The 26,771-nt window shown below is 70.8% G+C and carries 24 protein-coding genes; 21 read left to right on the plus strand and 3 right to left on the minus strand.

Annotation, left to right across the window (positions count from 1 at the left end; translation table 11 throughout):
- Positions 1 to 181: 181 nt before the first annotated feature.
- The 5 genes from AQJ66_RS40730 to AQJ66_RS31790 all read left to right on the plus strand — a co-directional run bounded on the left by AQJ66_RS40730 (position 182) and on the right by AQJ66_RS31790 (position 4,377).
- Complete coding sequence (locus AQJ66_RS40730) at positions 182 to 958, plus strand: hypothetical protein (protein WP_061928838.1); 777 nt, start codon at positions 182 to 184, stop codon at positions 956 to 958.
- A complete protein-coding gene (locus AQJ66_RS31775; protein ID WP_079060539.1) occupies positions 959 to 1,735 on the plus strand; it encodes a prepilin peptidase in 777 nt (258 codons plus the stop codon).
- 68 nt (positions 1,736 to 1,803) lie between these two features.
- Positions 1,804 to 3,003: a cyclic dehypoxanthinyl futalosine synthase gene (gene mqnC / locus AQJ66_RS31780; RefSeq protein WP_061928840.1), complete on the plus strand. Its 1,200-nt coding sequence runs from the start codon at positions 1,804 to 1,806 to the stop codon at positions 3,001 to 3,003.
- 7 nt (positions 3,004 to 3,010) lie between these two features.
- Positions 3,011 to 3,616 (plus strand): imidazolonepropionase-like domain-containing protein, encoded by a 606-nt coding sequence (locus tag AQJ66_RS31785; RefSeq protein ID WP_061928842.1) that lies wholly within the window; start codon positions 3,011 to 3,013, stop codon positions 3,614 to 3,616.
- A gap of 65 nt (positions 3,617 to 3,681) precedes the next feature.
- Positions 3,682 to 4,377, plus strand: a complete 696-nt coding sequence (locus AQJ66_RS31790; RefSeq protein ID WP_061928843.1) for a demethylmenaquinone methyltransferase — start codon at positions 3,682 to 3,684, stop codon at positions 4,375 to 4,377.
- 19 nt (positions 4,378 to 4,396) lie between these two features.
- Here the strand turns inward: AQJ66_RS31790 and AQJ66_RS31795 are convergent, their stop codons facing one another.
- Together AQJ66_RS31795 and AQJ66_RS31800 are read right to left on the minus strand one after the other, a co-directional pair.
- Entirely contained in the window at positions 4,397 to 4,732 is a 336-nt protein-coding gene (locus AQJ66_RS31795) for a PASTA domain-containing protein (RefSeq protein WP_079060540.1), read from the minus strand.
- Positions 4,733 to 4,825: 93 nt separating this feature from the next.
- Positions 4,826 to 5,332: a GNAT family N-acetyltransferase gene (locus AQJ66_RS31800; RefSeq protein WP_061928928.1), complete on the minus strand. Its 507-nt coding sequence runs from the start codon at positions 5,330 to 5,332 to the stop codon at positions 4,826 to 4,828.
- 97 nt (positions 5,333 to 5,429) lie between these two features.
- Between AQJ66_RS31800 and AQJ66_RS31805 the strand changes: the two genes are divergently transcribed.
- A complete protein-coding gene (locus tag AQJ66_RS31805) occupies positions 5,430 to 6,722 on the plus strand; it encodes a geranylgeranyl reductase family protein (RefSeq protein WP_061928847.1) in 1,293 nt (430 codons plus the stop codon).
- 167 nt (positions 6,723 to 6,889) lie between these two features.
- Here AQJ66_RS31805 and AQJ66_RS31810 read toward each other — a convergent pair whose 3' ends face one another.
- Complete coding sequence (locus tag AQJ66_RS31810; protein WP_107119102.1) at positions 6,890 to 7,711, minus strand: C40 family peptidase; 822 nt, start codon at positions 7,709 to 7,711, stop codon at positions 6,890 to 6,892.
- A 744-nt stretch (positions 7,712 to 8,455) separates the two neighbouring features.
- Between AQJ66_RS31810 and AQJ66_RS31815 the strand changes: the two genes are divergently transcribed.
- From AQJ66_RS31815 to recQ, 15 genes are all read left to right on the plus strand, one after another.
- The gene (locus AQJ66_RS31815) at positions 8,456 to 8,815 is read left to right on the plus strand and encodes an NADH-quinone oxidoreductase subunit A (protein WP_003992243.1); all 360 of its coding nucleotides are present in this window, start codon (positions 8,456 to 8,458) and stop codon (positions 8,813 to 8,815) included.
- Between the two features lie 15 nt (positions 8,816 to 8,830).
- Positions 8,831 to 9,385, plus strand: a complete 555-nt coding sequence (locus tag AQJ66_RS31820; protein WP_007383964.1) for a NuoB/complex I 20 kDa subunit family protein — start codon at positions 8,831 to 8,833, stop codon at positions 9,383 to 9,385.
- The gene (locus AQJ66_RS31825) at positions 9,382 to 10,146 is read left to right on the plus strand and encodes an NADH-quinone oxidoreductase subunit C (protein WP_061928849.1); all 765 of its coding nucleotides are present in this window, start codon (positions 9,382 to 9,384) and stop codon (positions 10,144 to 10,146) included. Before AQJ66_RS31820 ends, AQJ66_RS31825 begins: the two co-directional genes overlap by 4 nt.
- Positions 10,143 to 11,465, plus strand: coding sequence for an NADH-quinone oxidoreductase subunit D (locus AQJ66_RS31830; protein ID WP_061928851.1), 1,323 nt, complete (start codon positions 10,143 to 10,145; stop codon positions 11,463 to 11,465). The genes AQJ66_RS31825 and AQJ66_RS31830 overlap by 4 nt, the downstream gene beginning before the upstream one ends.
- A complete protein-coding gene (gene nuoE, locus AQJ66_RS31835) occupies positions 11,462 to 12,331 on the plus strand; it encodes an NADH-quinone oxidoreductase subunit NuoE (RefSeq protein WP_061928854.1) in 870 nt (289 codons plus the stop codon). The genes AQJ66_RS31830 and nuoE overlap by 4 nt, the downstream gene beginning before the upstream one ends.
- Complete coding sequence (nuoF, locus tag AQJ66_RS31840) at positions 12,328 to 13,677, plus strand: NADH-quinone oxidoreductase subunit NuoF (protein WP_208611496.1); 1,350 nt, start codon at positions 12,328 to 12,330, stop codon at positions 13,675 to 13,677. Before nuoE ends, nuoF begins: the two co-directional genes overlap by 4 nt.
- Positions 13,674 to 16,178 (plus strand): NADH-quinone oxidoreductase subunit G, encoded by a 2,505-nt coding sequence (locus AQJ66_RS31845; RefSeq protein ID WP_061928858.1) that lies wholly within the window; start codon positions 13,674 to 13,676, stop codon positions 16,176 to 16,178. The genes nuoF and AQJ66_RS31845 overlap by 4 nt, the downstream gene beginning before the upstream one ends.
- On the plus strand, positions 16,175 to 17,536 hold the full coding sequence (gene nuoH / locus AQJ66_RS31850; protein ID WP_061928860.1) for an NADH-quinone oxidoreductase subunit NuoH: 1,362 nt from the start codon (positions 16,175 to 16,177) through the stop codon (positions 17,534 to 17,536). The genes AQJ66_RS31845 and nuoH overlap by 4 nt, the downstream gene beginning before the upstream one ends.
- Positions 17,529 to 18,170, plus strand: a complete 642-nt coding sequence (gene nuoI, locus AQJ66_RS31855; protein ID WP_061928862.1) for an NADH-quinone oxidoreductase subunit NuoI — start codon at positions 17,529 to 17,531, stop codon at positions 18,168 to 18,170. The genes nuoH and nuoI overlap by 8 nt, the downstream gene beginning before the upstream one ends.
- Positions 18,167 to 19,012 (plus strand): NADH-quinone oxidoreductase subunit J, encoded by an 846-nt coding sequence (locus AQJ66_RS31860; protein ID WP_061928865.1) that lies wholly within the window; start codon positions 18,167 to 18,169, stop codon positions 19,010 to 19,012. The genes nuoI and AQJ66_RS31860 overlap by 4 nt, the downstream gene beginning before the upstream one ends.
- The gene (gene nuoK, locus AQJ66_RS31865) at positions 19,009 to 19,308 is read left to right on the plus strand and encodes an NADH-quinone oxidoreductase subunit NuoK (protein ID WP_023547474.1); all 300 of its coding nucleotides are present in this window, start codon (positions 19,009 to 19,011) and stop codon (positions 19,306 to 19,308) included. Before AQJ66_RS31860 ends, nuoK begins: the two co-directional genes overlap by 4 nt.
- A 15-nt stretch (positions 19,309 to 19,323) precedes the next feature.
- On the plus strand, positions 19,324 to 21,270 hold the full coding sequence (nuoL, locus tag AQJ66_RS31870; RefSeq protein ID WP_061928867.1) for an NADH-quinone oxidoreductase subunit L: 1,947 nt from the start codon (positions 19,324 to 19,326) through the stop codon (positions 21,268 to 21,270).
- Positions 21,271 to 21,275: 5 nt separating this feature from the next.
- Complete coding sequence (locus AQJ66_RS31875) at positions 21,276 to 22,847, plus strand: NADH-quinone oxidoreductase subunit M (protein ID WP_061928869.1); 1,572 nt, start codon at positions 21,276 to 21,278, stop codon at positions 22,845 to 22,847.
- Positions 22,844 to 24,493 (plus strand): NADH-quinone oxidoreductase subunit NuoN, encoded by a 1,650-nt coding sequence (gene nuoN, locus AQJ66_RS31880; RefSeq protein WP_061928871.1) that lies wholly within the window; start codon positions 22,844 to 22,846, stop codon positions 24,491 to 24,493. Before AQJ66_RS31875 ends, nuoN begins: the two co-directional genes overlap by 4 nt.
- Positions 24,494 to 24,706: 213 nt before the next feature.
- Complete coding sequence (gene recQ, locus AQJ66_RS31885) at positions 24,707 to 26,725, plus strand: DNA helicase RecQ (RefSeq protein ID WP_061928873.1); 2,019 nt, start codon at positions 24,707 to 24,709, stop codon at positions 26,723 to 26,725.
- Positions 26,726 to 26,771: the final 46 nt, after the last annotated feature.

Here is a 26,771-nt window from a genome sequence, read left to right on the forward strand (position 1 = left end):
GGGGAAGTCCGGGGCGGTTGCCGAGAGTTCGGTGGCCGGTCCTGGGCCGATGGCGATGCAGGTGCCCGTGCCCGGGAGCGTGTCCGGCCCGGACCTGGGGCCTGGTTCCGGGCCGGTGCCCGGCTCGGGGGGAGGGCTCGGGCACGCCGGTGCCGGGGGCTCGGGAGCCGGGGAGTCCGGGGTGGGGGCCGAGGGCCCGGGCGCCGGGCAGTTCGGGCCGGCGCCCGTCATGGCCCCGGACGGAGCCGGTTCCGGCGGTGCGCCCGCCGTCGTACCCGCCCCCAGGAACGCCGCACCGCACGACGGCTCCCCGCACGACGCCCCGCCGCGCGGCAAGCTCACCGTCAGTGTGGCGGCGGGCTCCGCCCCGGGCGCGAGCGGCCGGGGCCGCAACGTGAGCTGTACCGTCGCGCTGGCCGTGGCGGGGGCACTGGCCGTGGGCGCCGTGGGGCTCGGGGCGCTGCTGCGCCCCTGGACCGGCGGTGAGAACGACTCGGCGGGCAGCGGACCGGCCGCCACCCGCACCCCCGGACCGTCCTCGCCCGGCGGCGCCTACTCGGGCGCGCCCGATCCCACCGACGGCGCGACCGCCCCCGAGCCCGCGGGCACCGTCCCGGCCCGATACCTCGGTACCTGGGAGGGCCCGGCCACCGGACTCGACGGCAGCCTGCCCATGGGCACCTTCCGGCTCACCGTCCACCGGGCGGGCGTCGGCGGGGAGTTCGGGCGGCTCACGCAGACCGACCAGCTCGGCGGCGTCTGCACGGACATCCTGACCCTGAAGCAGGTGACGAAGACCCGGATCGTGGCGACCTCGACCGGCGCGAAGGACAACCACGCCGGCTGCGACCCCGCCCCGCACCCCGTCCAGTTGACGCCCGTCGGCGACGACCTGCGGTACACGTCGGACAGCGCGGCGGAGGGCAACCCGGTGTCCCGCATGTCGAGGGCCGGCTAGGTGACCGCCCCGGTGGACCTGCTCGTGGTGGTCCTGGCCGCCCTGTGGGGCGCGGCCGCGGGCGCCCACCTGCCCCGCGCCGCCTACCGCTTCGCCGTCCCGGAGGAGGAGCCGTGGCGCTCCCACTGCCCCGACGGCCACGCGCTCGAGGGCTGGCTCGGCCGCCGGGCGTGCGGGGACTGTGCCGAGGACGCGAAGGGCGCGAAGGGCACGCAGGGTGCGCCCGGTCGACCGTACGCCCCCTCCGCTCTCCTCCTCGCCACCGCCACCGCCCTCACCTGCGCCCTCCTCGCCGCCGCCACCGGCACCCGGCCCGAGCTGGCCGCCTGGCTGCTGCTCGCGCCGGTGTGGGTGCTGCTGGCCGCCGTGGACCTGCGGGTGCGGCGGCTGCCCGACCCGCTGACCCTGCCGATGGCGGCCGCCGCGCTGGCCCTGCTCGGGGCGGCCGCACTGCTGCCCGAGCACGCCGGCGACTGGCTCACCGCCCTGTACGGCGCGCTCGCCCTCGGCGCCGGCTACTTCGTGCTGTTCCTCGTCAACCCGGGCGGCATGGGCTTCGGCGACGTGAAACTGGCGCTCGGCACGGGCGCCGTCCTCGGCTGGTACGGCTGGCCGACGGTCCTGCTCGGCACGTTCGCCGGGTTCCTGCTGGGCGCCCTGTACGGCGGCGCGCTCGTCCTCGCCGGGCGGGCGGGCCGCAAGACGGCCGTCCCGTTCGGCCCGTTCCTCCTCGCGGGGGCCTTCGCCGGACTCCTGATCGGCGCGTACGCGGCCTGACGACGGCCACCCGAACCCCCTGGCGTAGGCTGGTTCGGTCCGCCCGTACCCGAGAAAAGGACGCCCTGGTGACCGAGAAGGCCGACCTCCAGTCTGTCCTCGACCGTGCCGCTGCCGGTGGGCGGATCACTCCGGAAGAGGCCCTCGTCCTCTACCGCGACGCGCCCCTGCACGCGCTCGGCGCCGCCGCCGACGCCGCACGCCGCCTGACGTACGCGGGCATCGAGCACATCGCCACGTACATCATCGAGCGCAACATCAACTACACGAACGTGTGCGTCACGGCGTGCAAGTTCTGCGCCTTCTACGCGGCCCCCAAGGACACCGCGAAGGGCTGGACCCGCGACCTCGACGACATCCTGCGCCGCTGCGCGGAGACCGTCGAACTGGGCGGCACCCAGATCATGTTCCAGGGCGGCCACCACCCGGACTACGGCGTGGAGTACTACGAGAAGCACTTCTCGGCCATCAAGAAGGAGTTCCCGCAGCTCGTCATCCACAGCCTGGGGGCGAGCGAGGTCGAGCACATGGCCCGGATCAGCGGCGTGTCCGTCGAGGAGGCCATCACCCGCATCCACGCGGCCGGTCTGGACTCCTTCGCCGGCGCCGGCGCCGAACTCCTGCCCGAGCGCCCCCGCAAGGCCATCGCCCCGCTGAAGGAGAGCGGCGAGCGCTGGCTGGAGATCATGGAGATCGCGCACGGGCTGGGCGTGGAGTCGACGTCCACCATGCTCATGGGCACCGGCGAGACCAACGCCGAGCGCATCGAGCACCTGCGCATGATCCGCGACGTCCAGGACCGCACGGGCGGCTTCCGCGCCTTCATCCCGTACACCTACCAGCCGGAGAACAACCACCTGAAGGGCCGCACCCAGGCGACCCTGTTCGAGTACCTGCGGATGATCGCGATCGCCCGCCTCTTCCTCGACAACGTCCGGCACATCCAGGGCTCCTGGCTGACCACCGGCAAGGAGGTCGGCCAGCTGTCCCTGCACTACGGCGCGGACGACCTCGGCTCGATCATGCTCGAGGAGAACGTCGTCTCCTCGGCCGGCGCCAAGCACCGCTCCAACCGGCTGGAGATCATCGACCTCATCCGCCGCGCGGGCCGCGTCCCGGCGCAGCGCTCGACGACGTACGAGCACCTCGTGGTCCACGACGACCCGGCGAACGACCCCGTCGACGACCGCGTGGTCTCCCACATCTCCTCCACGGCCATCGAAGGCGGCACGGCCCACCCCGAGCTGAAGCTGCTGGCGTCCAACTGACCCGGCCGTGCTGACGATTCACGCCGACTCCCGCGGCCGCGCCTTCGCCGTCAGGGGGGAGTGGATCGAGGCCGTGGGGTCCCCGGAGCGGCTGGCCGCCGCGTACCCGCGGGCGCGCGTGCGCGAGTGGCCCGGCATCCTCACGTCCGGGTTCGTCAACCTCCACGGCAACGAGCTGCTGGAGGAGGCGTACCACCCCGACCCGCGGGAGGCCGACACGCTCGGCACCGAGCCGCTGACCGGGGACGTGCTGGCGGCGCTCACCCTGGACAGCGCCCGCTGGGGCGCGAGCGCCCGGCGCGGGGTGCAGCGGATGCTGGCGCACGGCACGGTCGCGGCGGCCTGCGAACCGCTGCGCAACCGCGCGGTGCGGGACGCCGTGCGCCGTACCGGCCTGGGGATCGTGGGCCGGCTGGGGCGTCCAGGCGGCGTGCCCTCCCTCGACCCGTGCGCCTCGGGCCTGCCCCTGGACCTCCCGCCCGAGCGCGAGGCCGGCTCCGCCGCCCGCTTCGCCGTCTTCGACGTGCGCGACGCGGCCGAACTGGCCGAGCGCGGCTCCGGCACGTGCGTGGCGACGGTGGTGGCCGGACGGCTCGTGTTCCGCCGCCGCTGAGCCCGATCGCCGTCCGCCTCCGGCCTGCGGCCGGTCCCGGGCGGGCCTCCTGCAAGAATGGGCGGGTGACCCGCGCTTCCCTGAACAAGCAGCCGCACGAAGTCGCCTCGATGTTCGACGACGTGGCGGAACGGTACGACCTGACCAACGACGTGCTGTCGCTCGGCCAGGACCGGCGCTGGCGCAAGGAGGTCGCGAAGGCGGTCGACGCGCGTCCCGCGCAGAAGGTCCTCGACCTGGCGGCCGGTACGGCGACCTCCTCGCTGCCCTTCACGCGCTCGGGCGCGTACGTCGTCCCCTGCGACTTCTCCATCGGGATGCTCCAGGTCGGCAAGAAGAGGAACCCCTGGCTGCCGTTCACGGCGGGCGACGCGACGAGACTGCCGTTCTGCGACGACACCTTCGACGCCGTCACCATCTCCTTCGGCCTGCGCAACGTGCAGGACACCGACGCGGCCCTGCGCGAGATGTACCGGGTGACCCGGCCCGGCGGGCGCGTGGTGATCTGCGAGTTCTCGCACCCGACGTGGGCGCCCTTCCGGACCGTCTACAGCGAGTACCTCATGCGGGCCCTGCCGCCGGTCGCGCGCGCGGTGTCCTCGAACCCCGACGCGTACGTCTACCTCGCCGAGTCCATCCGCGCCTGGCCCGACCAGCCGGCCCTCGGCGAGCGGCTGCGCAAGGCGGGCTGGTCGAAGGTGGCCTGGCGGAACCTGACCGGCGGCGTGGTCGCGCTGCACCGGGGCTTCAAGGAGAGCTGACCCCGGCCGCGCGCACCGCTCAGCGGTCGATCGTCTCGAAGGCGTCCCCGGGCCGGCCCAGCTCGCGCCGCAGCCCGCCCGTGGGCGGCCGCGGGACGCGCGGCTCGCGCACGCCCCCGCCCCCCTCGCCCTCACCGAAGTCGAACCACACGTACACCATGGCGTCCGGCGGCACCTCGGCGCCGGGCTGCGGGTACTGGCGTACGACGTAGTCGACGACCGTGTGAAGGAAGTCCGGACGGTCCGGCGCGTTGAGGAACAGGCCCCGCGCCCGGGCCGTCTCGCGCGCGTCCACGGCCATGAGGCCGACCAGACGAGGAACGCGCACATCGGGTGTCTTGGGTGTTATGCGCACAGATGTCACCCCCAGCGGTAGGTGCAGGGTAACTCCGCACCCGGGCCGCCCGGAAGCGCCATGTCGCTTTCTGTGACAATCAGTTACTCTCGGTCACAGTTCGAGCCGGTAGCAGTGCCCCTGCCGGGCCGAGGAGGGGGTCGTGAACGTCTCCGCGAGGCGCATGCCGAGGCGCCGGGTGACCGCGATGGAGCGCTCGTTGCGCGCGTCGACCATCGCCACCACCTGCTCCACCCCCGCCGCCCGCAGCCGCTCCAGGGTCTCCTCGGCGGCGGCCGTGGCGTACCCCCGCCCCCAGTGCGGCCGGCCGAAGCGCCAGCCGATCTCGATCTCGCCCGCCGGACCCCACGCGTGCGGCCACGGCTGGGCCCCGGTGAAGCCGACGACGTCACCGGCGTCGTCCAGCACCGACCACAGGCAGAAGCCGCGCTCCGCGTCGTGCCGCCGCTGGCGGGCGGTCAGCTCCTCGTAGACGGACAGCTCGGCGGCGCGGCCCCCGTGGAACTCCATGACCTCGGGGTCGGCGAAGACCCGGTGCCAGGTGAACGCGTCCTCGTCGGTGGGCACGCGCAGTCGTACTGCGGGGAGAGCTCGGTTCACGGGGCAGCCCTTCAGCCGGGTGATCAATTCTGCTGAATAGACTGCCCATGTCCAGTGCCGGTCGGCACGCTGATTCCGAACTTGGGGAGATCCCGCCGTGACCGTCGAGACTGAGCCCCTCTCCGAGAACACCGCCGATGTGATCGTCGTCGGCGCGGGGCCGGCCGGCTCCACCACCGCCTACCACCTCGCGAAGGCCGGACTCGACGTCCTGCTGCTGGAGAAGACCGAGTTCCCGCGCGAGAAGGTCTGCGGCGACGGCCTGACCCCGCGCGCGGTCAAGCAGCTCGTGGCCATGGGCATCGACATCTCCGAAGAGGCCGGCTGGCTGCGCAACAAGGGCCTGCGCATCATCGGCGGCGGCTCCCGCCTCCAGCTCGACTGGCCGGATCTCGCCGCCTACCCGAACTACGGACTCGTCCGCAAGCGCGACGACTTCGACGAGCAGCTCGCCCGCAACGCCCAGAAGGCCGGCGCCCGCCTCTTCGAGCGCTGCAACGTCTCCGGCCCGGTCGTCGACGACCGCACCGGCCGCATCACCGGCGTGACCGCCAAGCTCGGCGAGGAGAAGCGCGAGGTCACCTTCCGCGCGCCGCTCGTCGTCGCCGCCGACGGCAACTCCACCCGGCTGTCCCTCGCGATGGGCCTGCACCGCCGCGAGGACCGCCCGATGGGCGTCGCGGTGCGTACGTACTTCACCTCCCCGCGCCACGACGACGACTACCTGGAGTCCTGGCTGGAGCTGTGGGACCGCCGCGGCCCCCAGGACCGCCTGCTGCCCGGCTACGGCTGGATCTTCGGCATGGGCGACGGCACCTCCAACGTCGGCCTCGGCGTGCTCAACACCTCCGCCGCGTTCAAGGAGCTGGACTGGCGCGAGATCCTCAAGGCCTGGTGCGCCTCCATGCCGGCCGACTGGGGCTACACCCCGGAGAACATGACCGGCCCGATCCGCGGCGCCGCCCTGCCCATGGCCTTCAACCGCCAGCCGCACTACACGAAGGGCCTGCTGCTCGTCGGCGACGCCGGCGGCCTGGTGAACCCCTTCAACGGCGAGGGCATCGCCTACGCCATGGAGTCCGGCCAGCTCGCCGCCGACGTCATCGTCCAGGCCCACGCGCGGGCCACGCCCGCCCAGCGGGAGATCGCCCTGCAGCGCTACCCGCGGGTCCTCAAGGACACCTACGGCGGCTACTACACCCTCGGCCGCGCCTTCGTGAAGCTCATCGGCAACCCGAAGGTCATGCAGATCGCCGCCCAGCGCGGCCTCACGCACCCGATGCTGATGAAGTTCACCCTCAAGCTCCTGGCGAACCTCACCGACCCGACGGGCGGCGACGCGATGGACCGCATCATCAACGGCCTGACCAAGGTGGCGCCGAAGGCGTGACCCGCGACGGCGGCCCGGCGGACGTCCACCTCGTCCCGCCGGGCCGCTCTCGTCCGCCTCGCGGCGAACTGACGACGTATCCGACATGCCGGGCATGCCGGGGAACGCGTGAGGGCCGCAGCCCCCGAGCGGCTGCGGCCCTCACGCGTGAGAAGGGTGTGGAGCGCTCAGAGCACCCGCACGGCGCCGGTCGGCGGGTCGTACGACAGCGGCTTCTCCTGGACGCCGCTGGAGGGGTTCTGGGCGCCCACGAACATACCGTCGCCCACGTACACCGCCACGTGGTACGCGCTGCCCGCGCTGCCCCAGTACAGGATGTCGCCCGGCTGCAGGTTGCTCAGCGACACCTGGGTGCCGGCCGTCGACTGGTCCTGCGAGACGCGCGGCAGGCTGATGCCCACCTGCTTGAAGGCCGTCTGCACCAGGCCGGAGCAGTCGTAGGCGGACGGACCGGTGGCGCCGGAGACGTAGGCCTTGCCGACCTGGGCCTTCACGAAGGAGATGACGGCAGCGGCCGAACCCGTGGCCGTCGAGGTGGAGGTGGAGGTGCTCGTGGAGACGGAGGCGCTCGCGGTGGTGGACAGGGTCGTCCGTGCCGCACTGCGCGAGGCCCGCGCGGCGGCCGCCTTGCGGGCGGCCTCCTCGGCCTTCTTCTTCGCCTCGGCGGCCTTGTGCTTGGCGTCGGCGAGGTCCGCCTTGGCCTGCTTCGCGGCGTTTGCGGCGGCCGCATCACGCTCGGCCTGCAGCTCGTAGTTCGCGGCGGCCTGCTGCGTGGCGTCCGCGGACTGGGCCACCTGGGCGGCCAGGTCGGCCGTCAGGGTGGGCAGTTCAAGGGTCTGCGTCACCGGCTCGGCAGCGTTCGCCGAGCCCGACGCCCCGGCGACTGCCAGGGTGCTGAGGACGCCACCGGCGACTCCGGCCCGCATCGCGAGGGACGACGCGCTGCGGCGGGGCTTCCGGTGGCTGCGTATGTGAGCGGTGTGGGACATGGGAATAACCGGTACCAGGGGCTCCTTCATATCTTCAAGAAACGTGTGCTGCGCCACAGTTGCTCAATCGGGGGGCGAAATCCCGGTCGTGCCGTTCCTTATTGACGCCGTAACGGACATTTTGGATGCACGCGATCAAGCCCTTGATCACGGTGTTTGATCATTTAGTCCGGATTGCCCCGCGCCTACCACTGGTTGGGGTCGATGGCCAAGCCCCGTTCTCAGACACCTCTCATGGATGTGGCGGAGGTCACGGAACGGTCACCGGAAGCGCGGCGTCCCGCGTACGCGGGAGCTCGTGAACGCATGCACGCGCCGTCGCGCGTCCACACACCGTCCCGAAGCTCCCCCTGATGTGTGAACGCGTCCCTCTATCAAGGCGGGGCGTCCACCGCGAATTTGCATGCAGCGGAACTCTCTTGATATGGAGACGACCCCTCCGGCCTGCGATGACGAGCGAACTTGTCACTTCTGGTGATCACCTGGACGCTTCGCGTATGAAGATCACTCATCATCCGACTTCATGATCCTTCGTCAGGTGGTGGAGATCACAAAGCTTGTGGAATACCCCGTGTCGCAGATCACAGGGCGGCAGGCATAGGATGCGAGGCAGTTGGGCTTGTGACCTGCTTCACATGCTCCCGATCTTGGCCCGGGACGCCCGGGCCGGAGGGGACTCGTGGGGCGGCTGTGAGCCCAGTGCAACCGCCAGCAGTCAGTGCCGACTGAGAGGAGCGAGGAGCGGTGAACGCGTATGCGCCCATCCTCGTACTGGGAGCCCTCGGGGCAGGCTTTGCGATCTTCTCCGTGGTCATGGCCACGCTGATCGGTCCGAAGCGGTACAACCGCGCCAAGCTCGAGGCCTACGAGTGCGGTATCGAGCCGACCCCCACGCCGGCCGGCGGCGGGCGCTTCCCCATCAAGTACTACCTGACGGCGATGCTCTTCATCGTCTTCGACATCGAGATCGTCTTCCTCTACCCCTGGGCCGTCACCTTCGACGCCCTGGGGATCTTCGGGCTCGTGGAGATGCTGCTCTTCGTGCTCACCGTCTTCGTCGCGTACGCGTACGTATGGCGGCGCGGCGGCCTGGAATGGGACTGAGGGGCCTTTACAGACATGGGACTCGAAGAAAAGCTGCCGAGCGGCTTCCTGCTGACCACCGTGGAGCAGGCCGCGGGCTGGGTGCGCAAGGCGTCCGTCTTCCCGGCCACCTTCGGCCTGGCCTGCTGCGCCATCGAGATGATGACCACCGGCGCCGGCCGGTACGACCTCGCGCGCTTCGGCATGGAGGTCTTCCGCGGCTCGCCGCGCCAGGCTGACCTGATGATCGTCGCCGGCCGGGTCAGCCAGAAGATGGCGCCGGTCCTGAGGCAGGTCTACGACCAGATGCCCAACCCGAAGTGGGTGATCTCCATGGGCGTCTGCGCCTCCTCGGGCGGCATGTTCAACAACTACGCGATCGTCCAGGGCGTCGACCACATCGTCCCGGTCGACATCTATCTCCCCGGCTGCCCGCCCCGGCCCGAGATGCTGATGGACGCGATCCTCAAGCTCCACCAGAAGATCCAGTCCTCCAAGCTCGGCGTGAACGCCGAGGAAGCGGCACGCGAGGCGGAGGAGGCGGCCCTCAAGGCCCTGCCCACGATCGAGATGAAGGGGCTGCTGCGGTGAGTGACGCGAACGGCACCCACGGCGTCAACGGGTCCGCGAACGGGGTCAACCCCGAGAAGGATCTCTCCGCCTCCAACCTCCCCGGCCGGCGCGGCCAGGGCGGCGAGGAGATCCGCGTCCAGCGCGGCATGTTCGGCGCCAACAACGGCGGCGACACCTCCGGCTACGGCGGCCTGGTCCGCTCCGTACGGCTCCCGGGACCGGCGAGCAGGCCCTACGGCGGCTGGTTCGACGAGGTCGCCGACGAGCTCGAGGGCGCCCTGGAGGAACAGGGTCTCCTCCCCGGCAACGCCATCGAGAAGACGGTCGTCGACCGCGGCGAGATCACCTTCCACGTCGAACGCGAGCACCTGCTCCGCGTCGCCCGCACCCTGCGCGACGACCCCGCGCTGCGCTTCGAGCTGTGCACCGGCGTCAGCGGTGTCCACTACCCGCACGACACGGGCCGCGAGCTGCACGCCGTCTACCACCTGCGCTCGATCACCCACAACCGGCTCATCCGCCTCGAGGTCAGCACCCCCGACGGCGACCGGCGCGTGCCGTCCCTGGTCTCCGTCTATCCGACCAACGACTGGCACGAACGCGAGACCTACGACTTCTTCGGAATCGTCTTCGACGGTCATCCGGCCCTGACGCGGATCATGATGCCGGACGACTGGCAGGGCCATCCGCAGCGCAAGGACTACCCCCTCGGCGGCATCCCCGTCGAGTACAAGGGCGCCCAGATCCCGGCTCCGGACCAGCGGAGGTCGTACTCGTGAGCACTCAGTCAGCATCGGCACGTGAGACCACCGAGGGCACCGTCTACACGGTCACCGGTGGCGACTGGGACGAGGTCGTCCAGTCCGCGGCCCGCGCCGACGACGAGCGCATCGTCGTCAACATGGGCCCCCAGCACCCCTCCACGCACGGGGTGCTCCGGCTGATCCTGGAGATCGAGGGCGAGACGGTCACCGAGGCCCGCTGCGGCATCGGCTACCTGCACACCGGCATCGAGAAGAACCTCGAGTTCCGCACGTGGACGCAGGGCACCACCTTCGTCACGCGCATGGACTACCTGACGTCCTTCTTCAACGAGACCGCCTACTGCCTCGCCGTCGAGAAACTCCTCGGCATCGAGGACCAGATCACCGAGCGCGCCAAGATCATCCGGGTGCTCCTGATGGAGCTGAACCGGCTCTCCTCCCACCTGGTGTGCATCGCCACCGGTGGCATGGAGCTCGGCGCCACCACGATCATGATCTACGGGTTCCGTGATCGTGAAATGATTCTCGACATCTACGAGCTCATCACGGGCCTGCGCATGAACCACGCGTACATCCGGCCCGGCGGACTCGCCCAGGACCTGCCGCCCGGCGCGGTGGACCAGATCCGCGAGTTCGTGAAGAAGATGAAGAAGAACCTCCCGGAGTACGACAAGCTCGCCACCGGGAACCCCATCTTCAAGGCCCGCATGCAGGACGTCGGCTACCTCGACCTGGCCGGCTGCATGGCCCTCGGCGCCACCGGCCCGATCCTGCGGTCCACCGGCCTCCCGCACGACCTGCGCAAGGCCCAGCCGTACTGCGACTACGAGACGTACGACTTCGACGTCCCGACCGCCGACACCTGCGACTCCTACGGGCGCTTCCTGATCCGCCTGGAGGAGATGCGCCAGTCGCTCAGGATCGTCGAGCAGTGCCTGGACCGGCTCCAGCCCGGCCCGGTCATGGTCGCCGACAAGAAGATCGCCTGGCCCGCCCAGCTCGCCCTGGGCCCGGACGGACTGGGCAACTCCCTCGACCACATCAAGAAGATCATGGGCACCTCCATGGAGGCCCTGATCCACCACTTCAAGCTGGTCACCGAGGGCTTCCGCGTCCCGCCGGGACAGGCGTACGCGGCGGTCGAGTCGCCCAAGGGCGAGCTCGGCGTGCACGCCGTCTCCGACGGCGGCACCCGCCCCTACCGGGTCCACTTCCGCGACCCGTCCTTCACCAACCTGCAGGCCATGGCGGCGATGTGCGAAGGCGGCCAGGTCGCCGACGTGATCGTCGCCGTGGCGTCCATCGACCCCGTGATGGGAGGCGTCGACCGGTGACCACCAGTTCCTCGGAGCGGGGCGTCAGCCTGGGCATGCCCGGACTGCCCGCACCCGCGTACCCGGACGACGTCCGGGCCCGGCTCGAGGCGGACGCGCGCGAGGTCATCGCGCGCTACCCCGACTCCCGGTCCGCCCTGCTGCCGCTGCTCCACCTCGTGCAGGCGGAGGAGGGCCACGTCACCCGCACCGGCATGCGGTTCTGCGCGGACATGCTCGGCCTGACCACGGCCGAGGTCACCGCCGTCGCCACCTTCTACACCATGTACCGGCGCAAGCCCTCCGGTGACTACCAGGTGGGCGTGTGCACCAACACCCTGTGCGCGGTGATGGGCGGCGACGCGATCTTCGAAGAGCTCCAGGAGCACCTGGGCGTCGGCAACGGTGAGACCACCGACGACGGCAAGGTCACCCTGGAGCACATCGAGTGCAACGCGGCCTGCGACTACGCGCCCGTCGTGATGGTCAACTGGGAGTTCTTCGACAACCAGACGCCGGGCAGCGCCAAGCGCCTGGTCGACGACCTGCGCGAGGGGCGCCCCGTGCAGCCCACGCGCGGGGCGCGCCTGTGCACCTTCAAGGAGACCGCGCGGATCCTGGCCGGCTTCCCCGACGAGCGGCCCGGGGCCGTCGAGGAGGGCGGCAGTGCGGGACCCGCGTCGCTGGTGGGCCTTCGCCTGGCAAGGGGAGAGGCCGCACCCGCGCGCGTGGTCCATCCGCGCGACGGCGGTCCGCAGGACGAACCGCGGGACCGGGTGCACGAGCCGTCGCCGACCGAGCACCTCAGTTCTCATGACGCGCCGCAGGAGACCTCGGCCTCCGACCCGGCCCACCCCGCGGGGCCTGCCGCAGAGGAGGGGGAGTGATGACCGTGGCACCCGAACTCAAGGACTCGAGCCCCGAGAAGCTGCTCGCACCCGTGCTGTCGGCCTTCTGGGACGAGGACCGGTCCTGGTCCCTGGACGTCTACCGGAGGCACGAAGGGTACGAGGGGCTCCGCAAGGCGCTCGCCATGTCGCCGGACGACCTGATCGCGTACGTCAAGGATTCGGGTCTGCGCGGGCGCGGCGGCGCGGGATTCCCGACGGGGATGAAGTGGCAGTTCATTCCCCAGGGTGATGGGAAACCGCACTATCTTGTTGTCAACGCCGACGAGTCGGAGCCCGGGACGTGCAAGGACATCCCGCTCCTCTTCGCGAACCCGCACAGCCTCATCGAGGGCATCGTGATCGCGTGCTACGCCATCCGGTCGTCGCATGCCTTCATCTATCTGCGGGGTGAAGTCGTCCCCGTTCTGCGGCGGTTGCACGAGGCCGTGCGCGAGGCCTACGCGGCGGGCTTCCTCGGCGAGAACATCCTGGGCAGCGGACTCGACCTCGAACTCACCGTGCACGCGGGTGCGGGCGCGTACATCTGCGGTGAGGAGACCGCCCTGCTCGACTCGCTCGAAGGCCGCCGTGGTCAACCGCGGCTGCGTCCCCCCTTCCCTGCCGTGGAAGGCCTCTACGCCTGTCCGACTGTTGTGAACAACGTCGAGTCGATCGCGTCGGTTCCCGCCATCCTGAAAAACGGGAAAGAATGGTTCAGGGCGATGGGCAGCGAGAAGTCCCCGGGCTTCACGCTCTACTCGCTCAGCGGCCACGTCGCGAGCCCAGGCCAGTACGAGGCCCCGCTCGGCATCACGCTCCGCCAGCTCCTCGACATGAGCGGCGGGATGCGCCCCGGGCACCGGCTGAAGTTCTGGACGCCGGGCGGCTCCTCGACCCCGATGTTCACCGACGAGCACCTCGACGTCCCCCTCGACTACGAAGGGGTGGGCGCCGCGGGCTCCATGCTCGGCACGAAGGCCCTGCAGTGCTTCGACGAGACGACCTGCGTGGTGCGGGCGGTGACCCGCTGGACCGAGTTCTACGCCCACGAGTCCTGCGGCAAGTGCACCCCCTGCCGTGAAGGGACGTACTGGCTGGTGCAGTTGATGCGGGACATCGAGGCCGGCAAGGGCAGCATGTCCGACCTCGACAAGCTGAACGACATCGCCGACAACATCAACGGCAAGTCCTTCTGCGCCCTCGGCGACGGCGCCGCCTCACCGATCTTCTCCTCGCTGAAGTACTTCCGCGAGGAGTACGAGCAGCACATCACGGGCCGGGGCTGCCCCTTCGACCCGGCCAAGTCGACGGCCTGGGCGGACCGCCCGGAGGTGAACGCATGACCGTGACCACCAGTGCTCCCTCCGGAGGGGGAGAGGCGGCGGTCCCGCCGGAGGACCTCGTCACGCTGACGATCGACGGCGTCGAGATCAGCGTGCCCAAGGGCACCCTGGTCATCCGGGCCGCCGAGCAGCTCGGCATCGAGATCCCGCGGTTCTGCGACCACCCCCTGCTCGACCCGGCCGGCGCCTGCCGCCAGTGCATCGTCGAGGTCGAGGGCCAGCGCAAGCCCATGGCCTCCTGCACCATCACGTGCACGGACGGCATGGTCGTGAAGACCCAGCTCACCTCGCCGGTCGCCGAGAAGGCCCAGCACGGTGTGATGGAACTGCTCCTCATCAACCACCCGCTGGACTGCCCGGTCTGCGACAAGGGCGGCGAGTGCCCGCTGCAGAACCAGGCCATGTCCCACGGCAACGCCGAGTCCCGGTTCGAGGGCCGCAAGCGGACGTACGAGAAGCCCGTGCCGATCTCGACGCAGGTGCTGCTCGACCGCGAGCGGTGCGTGCTGTGCGCCCGCTGCACCCGCTTCTCCAACCAGGTCGCGGGCGACCCGATGATCGAGCTGATCGAGCGGGGCGCGCTGCAGCAGGTGGGCACCGGCGAGGGCGACCCGTTCGAGTCGTACTTCTCCGGCAACACCATCCAGATCTGCCCGGTCGGCGCGCTCACCTCGGCGGCCTACCGGTTCCGCTCCCGCCCGTTCGACCTGATCTCCTCGCCGTCGGTGTGCGAGCACTGCGCGGGCGGCTGCGCCACCCGCACCGACCACCGGCGCGGCAAGGTCATGCGGCGGCTCGCCGCCGACGACCCCGAGGTCAACGAGGAGTGGATCTGCGACAAGGGACGCTTCGCGTTCCGCTACGCGCAGCTCAAGGACCGCCTCGACACCCCGCTCGTCCGCAACGCCGAGGGCGTCCTGGAGCCCGCGTCCTGGCCCGAGGCGCTGGAGGCGGCCGCCCGCGGGCTGACCGCCGCCCGCTCCCGGGCCGGTGTCCTCATCGGCGGCCGGCTGACCGTCGAGGACGCCTACGCCTACAGCAAGTTCGCGCGCGTGGCGCTCGCCACGAACGACATCGACTTCCGCGCGCGCGTGCACAGCGGCGAGGAGGCCGACTTCCTGGCGTCCCGGGTGGCGGGCCGCGGCCGCGACCTCGACGGTACCGGCGTCACGTACACCTCCCTGGAGAAGGCGCCCGCCGTCCTGCTCGTCGGCTTCGAGTCGGAGGAGGAGGCACCCGGGGTCTTCCTGCGGCTGCGCAAGGCCTGGCGCAAGCGCAAGCAGCGGGTCTACGCCCTGGCCACGCACGCCACCCGGGGCCTGGAGAAGGCGGGCGGCACCCTGCTGCCGGCCGCCCCCGGCACCGAGACCGAATGGCTGGACGCCCTCGCGGGCGGTGTCGGCCTGGAGGAGCCCGGCACCGGCGCGGCGGACGCGCTGCGCGCCGAGGGCTCGGTGATCCTCGTGGGCGAGCGGCTCGCCGCCGTCCCCGGCGGCCTCACCGCCGCCGTACGGGCCGCCGCCGCGACCGGCGCCCAGCTGGTCTGGATCCCGCGGCGCGCCGGTGAGCGCGGCGCGGTCGAGGCCGGCGCGCTGGCGTCGCTGCTGCCGGGCGGCCGCCCGGCGACCGACCCGCGCGCGCGGCAGGAGGTCGCCGCCGCCTGGGGGCTCGCCGAACTGCCCCTGCGCTACGGCCGCGACACCCACCAGATCATCGAGGCGGCCGCCACCGGCGAACTCTCCGCCCTCGTGGTCGCCGGTGTGGAGGTCGCCGACCTGCCCGACCCGGCCCGCGCGCGTGAGGCGCTCGACGGCGTCGGCTTCCTGGTGTCCCTGGAGCTGCGGCCCAGCGAGGTCACCGACCGCGCCGACGTCGTCCTGCCGGTCGCCGCGGTCGCCGAGAAGGCGGGCACCTTCCTCAACTGGGAGGGCCGGGTCCGCTTCTTCGAGGCCGCGCTCAAGCCCGACCAGATGACCCGCCGCCTCGCCCCCACCGACGGGCGGGTGCTGCAGATGCTGGCCGACGCGATGGACGTCCACCTGGGCCTGCCGGACCTGCGCACCACGCGTGCGGAGATCGACCGGCTCGGCGCCTGGGACGGCCCGCGGCTCGACGGGCCCGGGCAGTCCGCGGGCGTGCTGCCCCGCCCGGCCGCCGGTGAGGCCGTGCTCGCCGGGCACCGGCTGCTGCTCGACCGGGGCGTCCTGCAGGAGGGCGACGAGGCGCTGGCCGGCACGCGGCACGCCGCACGCGCGCGCGTGTCGGCCGCGACGGCCGCGGAGTCGGGCGTCGCGGACGGCGAGCTCCTCGCCGTCACCGGCCCGGCCGGCCGCGTCGAACTCCCGCTCCAGATCACCGAGATGCCCGACCGCGTGGTCTGGCTCCCGCTGAACTCGGTCGGCTCGGGCGTCGCCTCCTCCACCGGAGCGGTGCCCGGCTCCCTCGTCCGCATCGGCCCGGCGGCAGTCGCCGAAGAAGCCCCCAAGGAGGTGGAGGCATGAGCCCGTACCTCGCCGCAGAAGACCTCTCGATGTTCGGCCGCGACCCCTGGTGGCTGGTCGTCGTCAAGGCGGTGTTCTGCTTCGCCTTCCTGATGGTGACCGTGCTGTTCTCCATCGTCTGGGAGCGCAAGGTCGTCGCCTGGATGCAGCTGCGCATCGGCCCCAACCGGCACGGTCCCTGGGGCATGCTCCAGTCGCTCGCCGACGGCATCAAGCTGATGCTGAAGGAAGACGTCATCGTCAAGCGCGCCGACAAGGTGGTCTACGTCCTCGCGCCGATCGTCGCGGCCATCCCGGCCTTCATGGCGATCGCGGTGATCCCGTTCGGGCCGGCCGACAACGAGGTCTCGATCTTCGGCCACCGCACCGCGATGCAGCTGACCGACCTGCCGATCGCGATGCTCTACATCCTCGCGGTCGCCTCCGTCGGCATCTACGGCATCGTGCTGGCGGGCTGGAGCTCCGGCTCCACCTACCCGCTCCTCGGCGGCCTGCGCTCCTGCGCGCAGATGATCTCCTACGAGATCGCGATGGGCGCCGCGTTCGCCTCCGTGTTCCTCTACTCGGGGTCGATGTCGACGTCCACGATCGTCGAGCAGCAGCACGACCGCTGGTACATCCTGCTGCTGCCGGTCTCCTTCATCCTCTACGTCGTCACGATGGTCGGTGAGACCAACCGGGCCCCCTTCGACATGCCGGAGTCCGAGGGCGACCTGGTCGGCGGCTTCAACACCGAGTACTCGTCGATCAAGTTCGCGATGTTCATGCTTGCCGAGTACGTCAACATGGTGACGGTCTCGGCCGTGTCGACCACGCTCTTCCTCGGCGGGTGGCGGGCGCCCTGGCCGATCAGCACCTTCTGGGAGGGCGCGAACCACGGCTGGTGGCCGCTGCTGTGGTTCGTCATCAAGGTCCAGCTGCTGCTGTTCTTCTTCATCTGGCTGCGCGGCACCCTCCCGCGGGTGCGCTACGACCAGCTGATGAAGCTCGGCTGGAAGGTCCTCATCCCGGTCTCCGTGACCTGGCTGATGCTCGTCGCGACCGTCCGGGCCCTGCGCAACGAGAACTACGACTTCGCCGACATCGCCCTCTACGTGGGCGGCGCGGTCCTCGCCCTGCTGCTGATCTCCTTCGTCGCCGACCTGTTCCGCGGGAAGGCCCAGCCGGCCGAACCGCCCGCGCAGCCGGCCGGATTCGACCCGATGGCGGGCGGATTCCCCGTACCGCCGCTGCCCGGACAGGAGCTTCCGCCGGTGCCGAGGCGCCGCTCGCACCGCGAGCGGGAGCTGATTGTCAGTGGTGGCCCCGACACTGTGAGTGACGGACCTACGGATGGAAAGGAGGCGTCCGATGGCTGAGGAGCCCAAGGAGACCAAGCCCGGTTTCCTGAACCCCGTGGCCGGCTTCGGCGTGACCTTCAAGGCCATGTTCAAGAAGCGGCTGACCGAGCAGTACCCGGAGCAGAAGAAGACCACGGCTCCGCGGTTCCACGGACGGCACCAGCTCAACCGCCATCCGGACGGCCTGGAGAAGTGCGTCGGCTGCGAGCTGTGCGCCTGGGCCTGCCCCGCCGACGCCATCTACGTGGAGGGCGCCGACAACACCGACGAGGAGCGCTACTCGCCGGGCGAGCGGTACGGCCGCGTCTACCAGATCAACTACGCCCGCTGCATCCTGTGCGGCCTGTGCATCGAGGCGTGCCCCACGCGCGCGCTGACGATGACCAACGAGTTCGAACTGGCCGACTCCAGCCGCGCCAACCTCATCTACACCAAGGAGCAGCTGCTCGCCGGCCTCGAGGAGGGCATGGTCGACACGCCCCACTCGATCTTCCCGGGCACGGACGAGCAGGACTACTACCGGGGCCTGGTGACCGAGGCCGCGCCGGGCACCGTACGGCAGGTCGCCGTCTCCAAGGGCGAGGTCGCACAGGAGGCCGACTCCACCTTCGGGGAGAGCGAACCGGCGTCGGAGAAGGTGATCCGCCGATGAGCGCCACTCAGCTCGCCGCCTACACCACCTCCACCGGTGAGGCCTTCCAGTTCTGGGTCCTCGGCACGGTCGCGGTGATCGGCGCCCTGTCCACCGTCTTCATGAGGAAGGCCGTGCACAGCGCGCTCAGCCTCGCCGGGACCATGATCGTCCTGGCGGTGTTCTACCTCGCCAACGGCGCCTACTTCCTGGGCATCGTGCAGATCGTCGTCTACACCGGCGCGATCATGATGCTGTTCCTGTTCGTGGTGATGCTCGTCGGCGTGACAGCCGCGGACTCGCTGAAGGAGACCATCAAGGGCCAGCGCTGGCTGGCCCTGCTGTGCGGGGCCGGCTTCGGCGTCCTGCTCCTCGCGGGCATCGCGAACGCCTCGCTGAAGGAGTTCGACGGCACCGGCCAGGCGAACGCGAACGGCAACGTGCAGGGACTGGCCTCCCTCATCTTCACCAAGTACGTGTTCGCCTTCGAGATCACCGGCGCCCTGCTGATCACGGCCGCCGTCGGCGCCATGGTGCTCACCCACCGCGAGCGCACCGAGCGCGCCAAGACGCAGCGCGAGCTGTCCGAGCAGCGCGTCCGCGAGGGCACGCACGTGCCGCCGCTGCCCGCCCCCGGTGTCTACGCCCGGCACAACGCCGTGGACATCGCGGGTCTGCTGCCCGACGGCACCCCGTCCGAGCTGACCGTCAGCAAGACGCTGCGCGAACGCGGTCAGATCCGTGACGTGTCGACCGAGGCGCTCAACGACCTGCGCGCGCTGGAGCAGCGCGCGGAGGAGCGCCTGGAGCGCAGGCAGATCGAGCCGGCGACGTTCAAGCGGGCCGAGGAGGCGTCGAAGTGAACCCCGTCAACTACCTCTATCTCGCCGCCCTGTTGTTCACCATCGGCGCGACCGGTGTGCTGATCCGGCGCAACGCGATCGTCGTGTTCATGTGCATCGAGCTGATGCTCAACGCCTGCAACCTCGCGTTCGTCACCTTCTCCCGGATGCACGGCAACCTCGACGGCCAGATCATCGCCTTCTTCACGATGGTCGTCGCCGCCGCGGAGGTCGTGGTGGGCCTGGCGATCATCGTGTCGCTGTTCCGCACCCGCCACTCGGCCTCGGTCGACGACGCCAGCCTGATGAAGCTGTAAGGGGTCGGAAGAATCGTGGAGAACCTGATCGCGCTGCTCATCGCGGCGCCCCTGCTCGGAGCGGCCGTCCTCCTGGTCGGCGGCCGGCGGCTGGACGCCGTCGGCCACTGGATCGGCACGCTGCTGTCGGCCGCCTCCTTCGTGATCGGCCTCGTCCTGTTCGCCGGCCTGCTCGGCAGGGACGCGGGAAGCCGGACGCTGATCCAGCACCTGTTCAGCTGGATCCCGGTGGCCGGCTTCCAGGCGGACGTCACCTTCCGCCTCGACCAGCTGTCCATGACGTTCGTCCTGCTCATCACCGGCGTCGGCTCGCTGATCCACCTGTACTCGGTGGGGTACATGGAGCACGACGAGCGCCGCCGCCGCTTCTTCGGCTACCTGAACCTGTTCCTCGCGGCGATGCTGCTGCTCGTCCTCGCCGACAACTACCTGCTGCTCTACGTCGGCTGGGAGGGCGTCGGCCTCGCCTCCTACCTGCTCATCGGCTTCTGGCAGCACAAGCCCAGCGCCGCCACGGCCGCCAAGAAGGCCTTCCTGGTCAACCGCGTCGGCGACATGGGCCTGTCCATCGCGATCATGCTGATGTTCACGACGTTCGGGTCCTTCGCCTTCGGGCCGGTGTTCTCCCACGTGGGCGACACCTCGCAGGGCAAGCTGACCGCGATCGCCCTGATGCTGCTCCTCGCCGCGTGCGGCAAGTCGGCGCAGGTGCCGCTGCAGTCCTGGCTCGGGGACGCCATGGAGGGCCCGACCCCGGTCTCGGCCCTGATCCACGCGGCGACGATGGTGACCGCGGGCGTGTACCTCATCGTCCGCTCGGGAGCCGTCTTCAACGCCGCCCCCGACGCGCAACTCGCCGTCACCGTGGTCGGCGCGGTCACGCTCCTGTTCGGTGCGATCGTCGGTTGCGCCAAGGACGACATCAAGAAGGCGCTGGCCGGCTCGACCATGTCGCAGATCGGCTACATGGTGCTGGCCGCCGGCCTCGGTCCCATCGGCTACGTCTTCGCGATCATGCACCTGGTGACGCACGGCTTCTTCAAGGCCGGGCTGTTCCTCGGCGCGGGCTCGGTCATGCACGGCATGAACGACGAGGTCGACATGCGCAGGTACGGCGGGCTGCGGAAGTACATGCCGGTCACGTTCATCACGTTCGGCCTCGGCTACCTCGCCATCATCGGCTTCCCGGGCCTGTCCGGCTTCTTCTCCAAGGACAAGATCATCGAGGCCGCCTTCGCCAAGGGCGGCACCGAGGGCTGGATCCTCGGCGGTGCGGCCCTGCTGGGCGCGGCCATCACCGCGTTCTACATGACGCGCGTGATGCTGATGACGTTCTTCGGCGAGGAGCGCTGGCGGAACCAGCCCACCCGCTCGCCCGAGGCGCCGAGCGCCGAGCCCGCGGCCGAGCACCGCGGCGAGCACGCCGAACCGCACCCGCACGAGTCCCCGAAGGTCATGACGATCCCGATGATCGTGCTGGCCGTCGGCTCGGTCTTCGGCGGCGCGTTCTTCAGCATCGGCGACCGCTTCCTGCACTGGCTGGAGCCGGTCACCGGGCACAGCGAGGGCAACTCGCCGGTCAGCGCCTGGACCGTGACCGGGGCGACGATGGTGTGCCTGGTCGTCGGCGTCGCCATCGCCTGGGCGCAGTACGGCCGCAAGCCCGTCCCGGCCGTCGCCCCGCGCGGTTCCCTGCTCACCCGGGCCGCCCGCCGCGACCTGCTCCAGGACGACTTCAACCACGTCGTCCTCGTCCGCGGCGGCGAGCACCTGACGCGCTCCCTGGTGTACGTCGACCACACCCTGGTCGACGGCGTCGTCAACGGCACGGCGGCCGGCTTCGGCGGCCTGTCCGGGCGGCTGCGACGGGTCCAGAACGGCTTCGCCCGCTCCTACGCGGTCTCGATGTTCGGCGGTGCGGCACTCCTCGTCGCCGCGACCCTGCTGATGAGGGCGGTCTGATACCGATGTCCTTTCCCCTGCTGACAGTGACGGCGGCGCTCCCGGCGCTCGGGGCCGTCGCCACGGCCGCCGTGCCGGCCGCGCGGCGCACCGCCGCCAAGTGGCTGGCGCTGGTCGTCTCGCTGGCCACGCTGGCGCTGGCGATCACCGTGCTGGTCCGCTTCGACCCGGGCGGCGCCCGCTACCAGCTCACCGAGTCGCACGCCTGGATCGCGGACTTCGGCGTCCGCTACGAACTGGGCGTGGACGGCATCGGGGTGGCGCTGGTCGCGCTGACCGCCCTGCTGATCCCCTTCATCATCCTCGCGGGCTGGCACGACGCCGACCCGCTGGAGACCGGCAGCCGCCGCTGGCGGCCCACCCAGGGCTTCTTCGCGCTGATCCTGGCGGTCGAGGCGATGGTGGTCCTCTCCTTCGAGGCCACCGACGTCTTCCTCTTCTACATCTTCTTCGAGGCCATGCTCATCCCGATGTACTTCCTCATCGGCGGCTTCGGGGACCGTGCCCACGAGCACGGCGAGGAGACGGCCTCCACCCAGCGGTCGTACGCCGCGGTGAAGTTCCTGCTCTACAACCTGGTCGGCGGCCTGATCATGCTGGCCGCGGTGATCGGCCTCTACGTCGTCGCCGGGAACTTCTCGCTCCAGGAGATCGCCCACGCGCGCGCGACCGGTTCGCTGCACATGGCGACCAGCACCGAACGCTGGCTGTTCCTCGGCTTCTTCTTCGCCTTCGCGGTGAAGGCGCCGCTGTGGCCGCTGCACACCTGGCTGCCCAACGCCATGCAGGAGTCCACCGCCCCGGTCGCCGTCCTCATCACCGCGGTCGTCGACAAGGTGGGCACCTTCGCGATGCTCCGCTTCTGCCTCGGGCTGTTCCCGGAGGCGTCGAAGTGGGCGACGCCCGTCATCCTCGTCCTGGCGCTGATCAGCATCCTCTACGGGGCGCTGCTCGCCGTCGGCCAGCGGGACATCAAGCGCCTGGTGGCCTACGCGTCGATCTCGCACTTCGGCTTCATCATCATGGGCATCTTCGCGATGACCAGCCAGGGCCAGTCCGGTGCCACGCTCTACATGGTCAACCACGGCCTGTCGACGGCCGCGCTGCTGCTGGTCGTCGGCTTCCTGATCTCCCGGCGCGGCTCGCGGCTCATCGCCGACTACGGAGGCGTGCAGAAGGTCGCCCCGGTGCTCGCCGGCACCTTCCTGATCGGCGGCCTCGCCACCCTCTCGCTGCCGGGACTCGCGCCGTTCGTCAGCGAGTTCCTGGTCCTGGTCGGCACGTTCACGCGCTACCCGGCGATCGGCATCGTCGCCACCCTCGGCATCGTCCTCGCCGCGCTCTACGTCCTCGTCCTGTACCAGCGGACGATGACGGGCCCGGTGAAGCCCCAGGTGTCGGCGATGCCCGACCTCCGGGTGCGGGAACTGGTGGTCGTCGCCCCGCTGATCGCACTGCTGATCTTCCTGGGCGTCTACCCGAAGCCCGTCACGGACATCGTCAATCCGGCGGTCAAGCAGACCATGTCCGACGTACACAAGAAGGACCCCAAGCCCGAGGTGGAGGCCGCCAAGTGAGCACCGCAGCCGTCCACAGCCTGTGGACAAACGCGGCCGACCCGATCGCGAAGATCGGTGCGCCGAAGATCGAATACGGACAGCTGTCGCCGACCCTGATCGTCCTCGGCGCGGCGCTGGTCGGGGTGCTGGTCGAGGCCTTCGTCCCGCGCAAGTCCCGTTACTACGCGCAGGTGTTCGTGTCCGTCGTGGCCCTGTGCGCCGCGTTCGCCGCGGTCGTCGCACTCGCGTCCGACGGGTACGGCACCACCAAGGCGCACATCGCGGCCATGGGGGCGATCGCGGTCGACGGACCGTCCCTGTTCCTGCAGGGCACGATCCTGCTGGCCGCCCTGGTCGGCCTGTTCACCTTCGCCGAGCGGCGCCTGGACCCGGCGGCGCACGGCAACCGGGTCGACTCCTTCGCCGCCCAGGCCGCGTCCGTGCCGGGCAGTGACAGCGAGCAGGCCGCGGTGAAGGCCGGGTTCACCACCACCGAGGTGTTCCCGCTGCTGCTCTTCGCGGTCGGCGGCATGCTGGTGTTCCCCTCGGCCAACGACCTGCTGACGCTGTTCGTGGCCCTGGAGGTCTTCTCCCTGCCGCTGTACCTGCTGTGCGCGCTGGCCCGCCGCAAGCGGCTGATGTCGCAGGAGGCCGCGGTCAAGTACTTCCTGCTCGGCGCGTTCGCCTCGGCGTTCACCCTGTTCGGCATCGCCCTGCTGTACGGCTACGCCGGCTCGGTGTCCTACGGGCGCATCGCCCAGGTCGTCGACGGCACCGTCACGGGCATCGACCCGGCGCTGGCCGACACGATGGGCAGCGACGCGCTGCTGCTGATCGGCGGCGCCATGATCGTGATGGGCCTGCTGTTCAAGGTGGGCGCGGTGCCGTTCCACATGTGGACGCCCGACGTCTACCAGGGGGCGCCGACTCCGGTCACCGGCTTCATGGCGGCGGCCACGAAGGTCGCGGCGTTCGGCGCGCTGCTGCGCCTGCTGTACGTCGTCCTGCCCGGCATGCGCTGGGACTGGCGGCCGGTCATGTGGGCGGTGGCGATCATCACCATGCTGGGTGGTGCGATCGTCGCGATCACGCAGACCGACATCAAGCGGCTGCTGGCGTACTCGTCCATCGCCCACGCGGGATTCATCCTCGCGGGTGTCATCGCGACCTCGAAGGACGGCGTCTCCTCCGTCCTGTTCTACCTGGCCGGGTACTCCTTCGTGACGATCGGCGCCTTCGCCGTGGTCACGCTGGTGCGCGACGCGGGCGGCGAGGCGACGCACCTGTCCAAGTGGGCCGGCCTCGGCCGTCGTTCACCACTGGTGGCGGCGGTGTTCGCGGTGTTCCTGCTGGCCTTCGCCGGTATCCCGCTGACCTCCGGGTTCGCGGGGAAGTTCGCCGTGTTCAAGGCCGCGGCGGACGGCGGGGCGGCCCCGCTGGTCGTGATCGGTGTGATCTCCTCGGCGATCGCCGCGTTCTTCTACATCCGCGTGATCGTGCTGATGTTCTTCAGCGAGCCGAAGCCGGAGGGCCCGACCGTGGCCGTGCCCTCGCCGCTGACCATGGTGGCGATCGGCGTCGGCGTGGCGGTCACGCTGGTGCTCGGCGTGGCGCCGCAGTACTTCCTGGACCTGGCCAGCCAGGCGGGAGTGTTCGTGCGCTGAGCCCCGTACCCGCGGCGTGCGGCCCCGGTTCCTCGGTGACGAGGCGCCGGGGCCGTCGCGTGTCCCGGTCACCGGCCGAAAGCGTCCGATGGGCTGATAGGACAAGTTCTCGCACCTGTGGACAACGGTCGGGCTCTGTCGGTGCGGGCGCCTATCGTGGACGCAGTGGTCGCAGGACGACGCACGGGGGACCGGTACACGGGGGACACCACGATGAGCGCGACAGGCGGGATCAGCGAGATGCCAAGCACGACGGAGAGGCCGGGGGCGGCCGACAGCGAGACGCTGGCCACGCTGCACCGGGTCTTCGGGTACGAGGCCTTCCGCGGCGAGCAGGAAGCGGTCATCGAGCACGTGGTGGCGGGCGGCGACGCCGTCGTCCTGATGCCGACCGGCGGCGGCAAGTCGCTGTGCTACCAGATCCCGGCCCTGGTCAGACCGGGTACGGGCGTGGTGGTCTCCCCGCTGATCGCGCTCATGCAGGACCAGGTGGACGCCCTGCGCGCGCTCGGCGTGCGGGCCGGCTTCATCAACTCCACCCAGGACTTCGACGAGCGGCGCATGGTCGAGGCCGAGTTCCTCTCGGGCGAGCTCGACCTGCTCTACCTGGCCCCGGAGCGGCTGCGCGTCGAGGCCACGCTCGACCTGCTCTCCCGCGGCAAGATCTCGGTCTTCGCGATCGACGAGGCGCACTGCGTGTCCCAGTGGGGCCACGACTTCCGCCCCGACTACCTCACGCTGTCCCTGCTCGGCGAGCGCTGGTCGGACGTGCCGAGGATCGCCCTCACGGCCACGGCGACCCACGCCACCCACCAGGAGATCACCCAGCGGCTGAACCTCCCGGCGGCCCGCCACTTCGTCGCCAGCTTCGACCGGCCCAACATCCAGTACCGGATCGTGCCCAAGGCCGACCCCAGGAAGCAGCTGCTCGCCTTCCTGCGGGAGGAGCACGCGGGCGACGCGGGAATCGTGTACTGCCTCTCCCGCAACTCCGTCGAGCGCACCGCCGAGTTCCTGACCGCCAACGGCATCGAGGCCGTGCCGTACCACGCGGGCCTGGACGCGGGCACGCGCGCCACCCACCAGGCGCGGTTCCTGCGCGAGGAGGGCCTGGTCGTGGTGGCGACCATCGCCTTCGGCATGGGCATCGACAAGCCCGACGTGCGCTTCGTCGCCCACCTCGACCTGCCCAAGTCGATCGAGGGCTACTACCAGGAGACGGGCCGCGCGGGCCGCGACGGCCTGCCCTCCACCGCCTGGATGGCCTACGGCCTGAACGACGTCATACAGCAGCGCAAGCTGATCCAGTCCGGCGAGGGCGACGAGGCGTTCCGCCGCCGGGCCTCCGCCCACCTCGACGCCATGCTCGCCCTGTGCGAGACCGCCCGCTGCCGGCGCGGCCAGCTGCTCGCCTACTTCGGCCAGGACCCCTCCGCCGCCGGCTGCGGCAACTGCGACACCTGCCTCACCCCGCCGGAGACGTGGGACGGCACGGTCGCCGCGCAGAAGGTGCTGTCGACGGTGGTCCGGCTGCAGCGGGAGCGCGGGCAGAAGTTCGGTGCCGTCCAGATCATCGACATCCTGCTCGGCAAGCGCACCGCCAAGGTGATCCAGTTCGACCACGACCAGCTGTCCGTCTTCGGGATCGGCGACGAGCTCACCGAGGGCGAGTGGCGCGGCGTCATCCGGCAGCTGCTGGCGCAGGGGCTGCTCGCGGTCGAGGGGGAGTACGGCACGCTGGTGCTCACCGGGGAGAGCGGCTCGGTGCTGCGGCGCGAGCGGGAGGTGCCGCTGCGCAAGGAACCGAAGAAGCCGGCCGCCACCCGGTCGGGCTCGGGGTCCTCCGGCCGGGGCGACCGCAAGGCCAAGGCGGTCGCGGCCGAGCTGCCCGAGGAGCTGCTGCCCGCCTTCGAGGCCCTGCGCGCCTGGCGGGCCGAGCAGGCCCGGGAGCAGGGCGTCCCGGCGTACGTCATCTTCCACGACGCCACCCTGCGGGAGATCGTCTCCCGGTGGCCCGGCTCGGTGCGGGAGCTGGGCACGGTGAACGGCGTCGGTGAGAAGAAGCTGGCGACGTACGGCGAAGGCGTCCTCGAGGTCCTCAACACCCTGGACGGCCCCGGCAGACCGGCCGGCACCGCCGCGGACGCCGGTGCGGCATCCGGCCCCGACGACTCCCCGGTGGACGACTGGCCCGAACCGGACGAGGAGCCCGAGCCGGAGGACTGGGCCTAGAGCGTGTCTCTTGGGCCGGCCCGGGCAGACCGGGGCGGCGGCACGG

Source organism: Streptomyces bungoensis (assembly GCF_001514215.1).
Taxonomy (GTDB): Bacteria; Actinomycetota; Actinomycetes; order Streptomycetales; family Streptomycetaceae; genus Streptomyces; species Streptomyces bungoensis.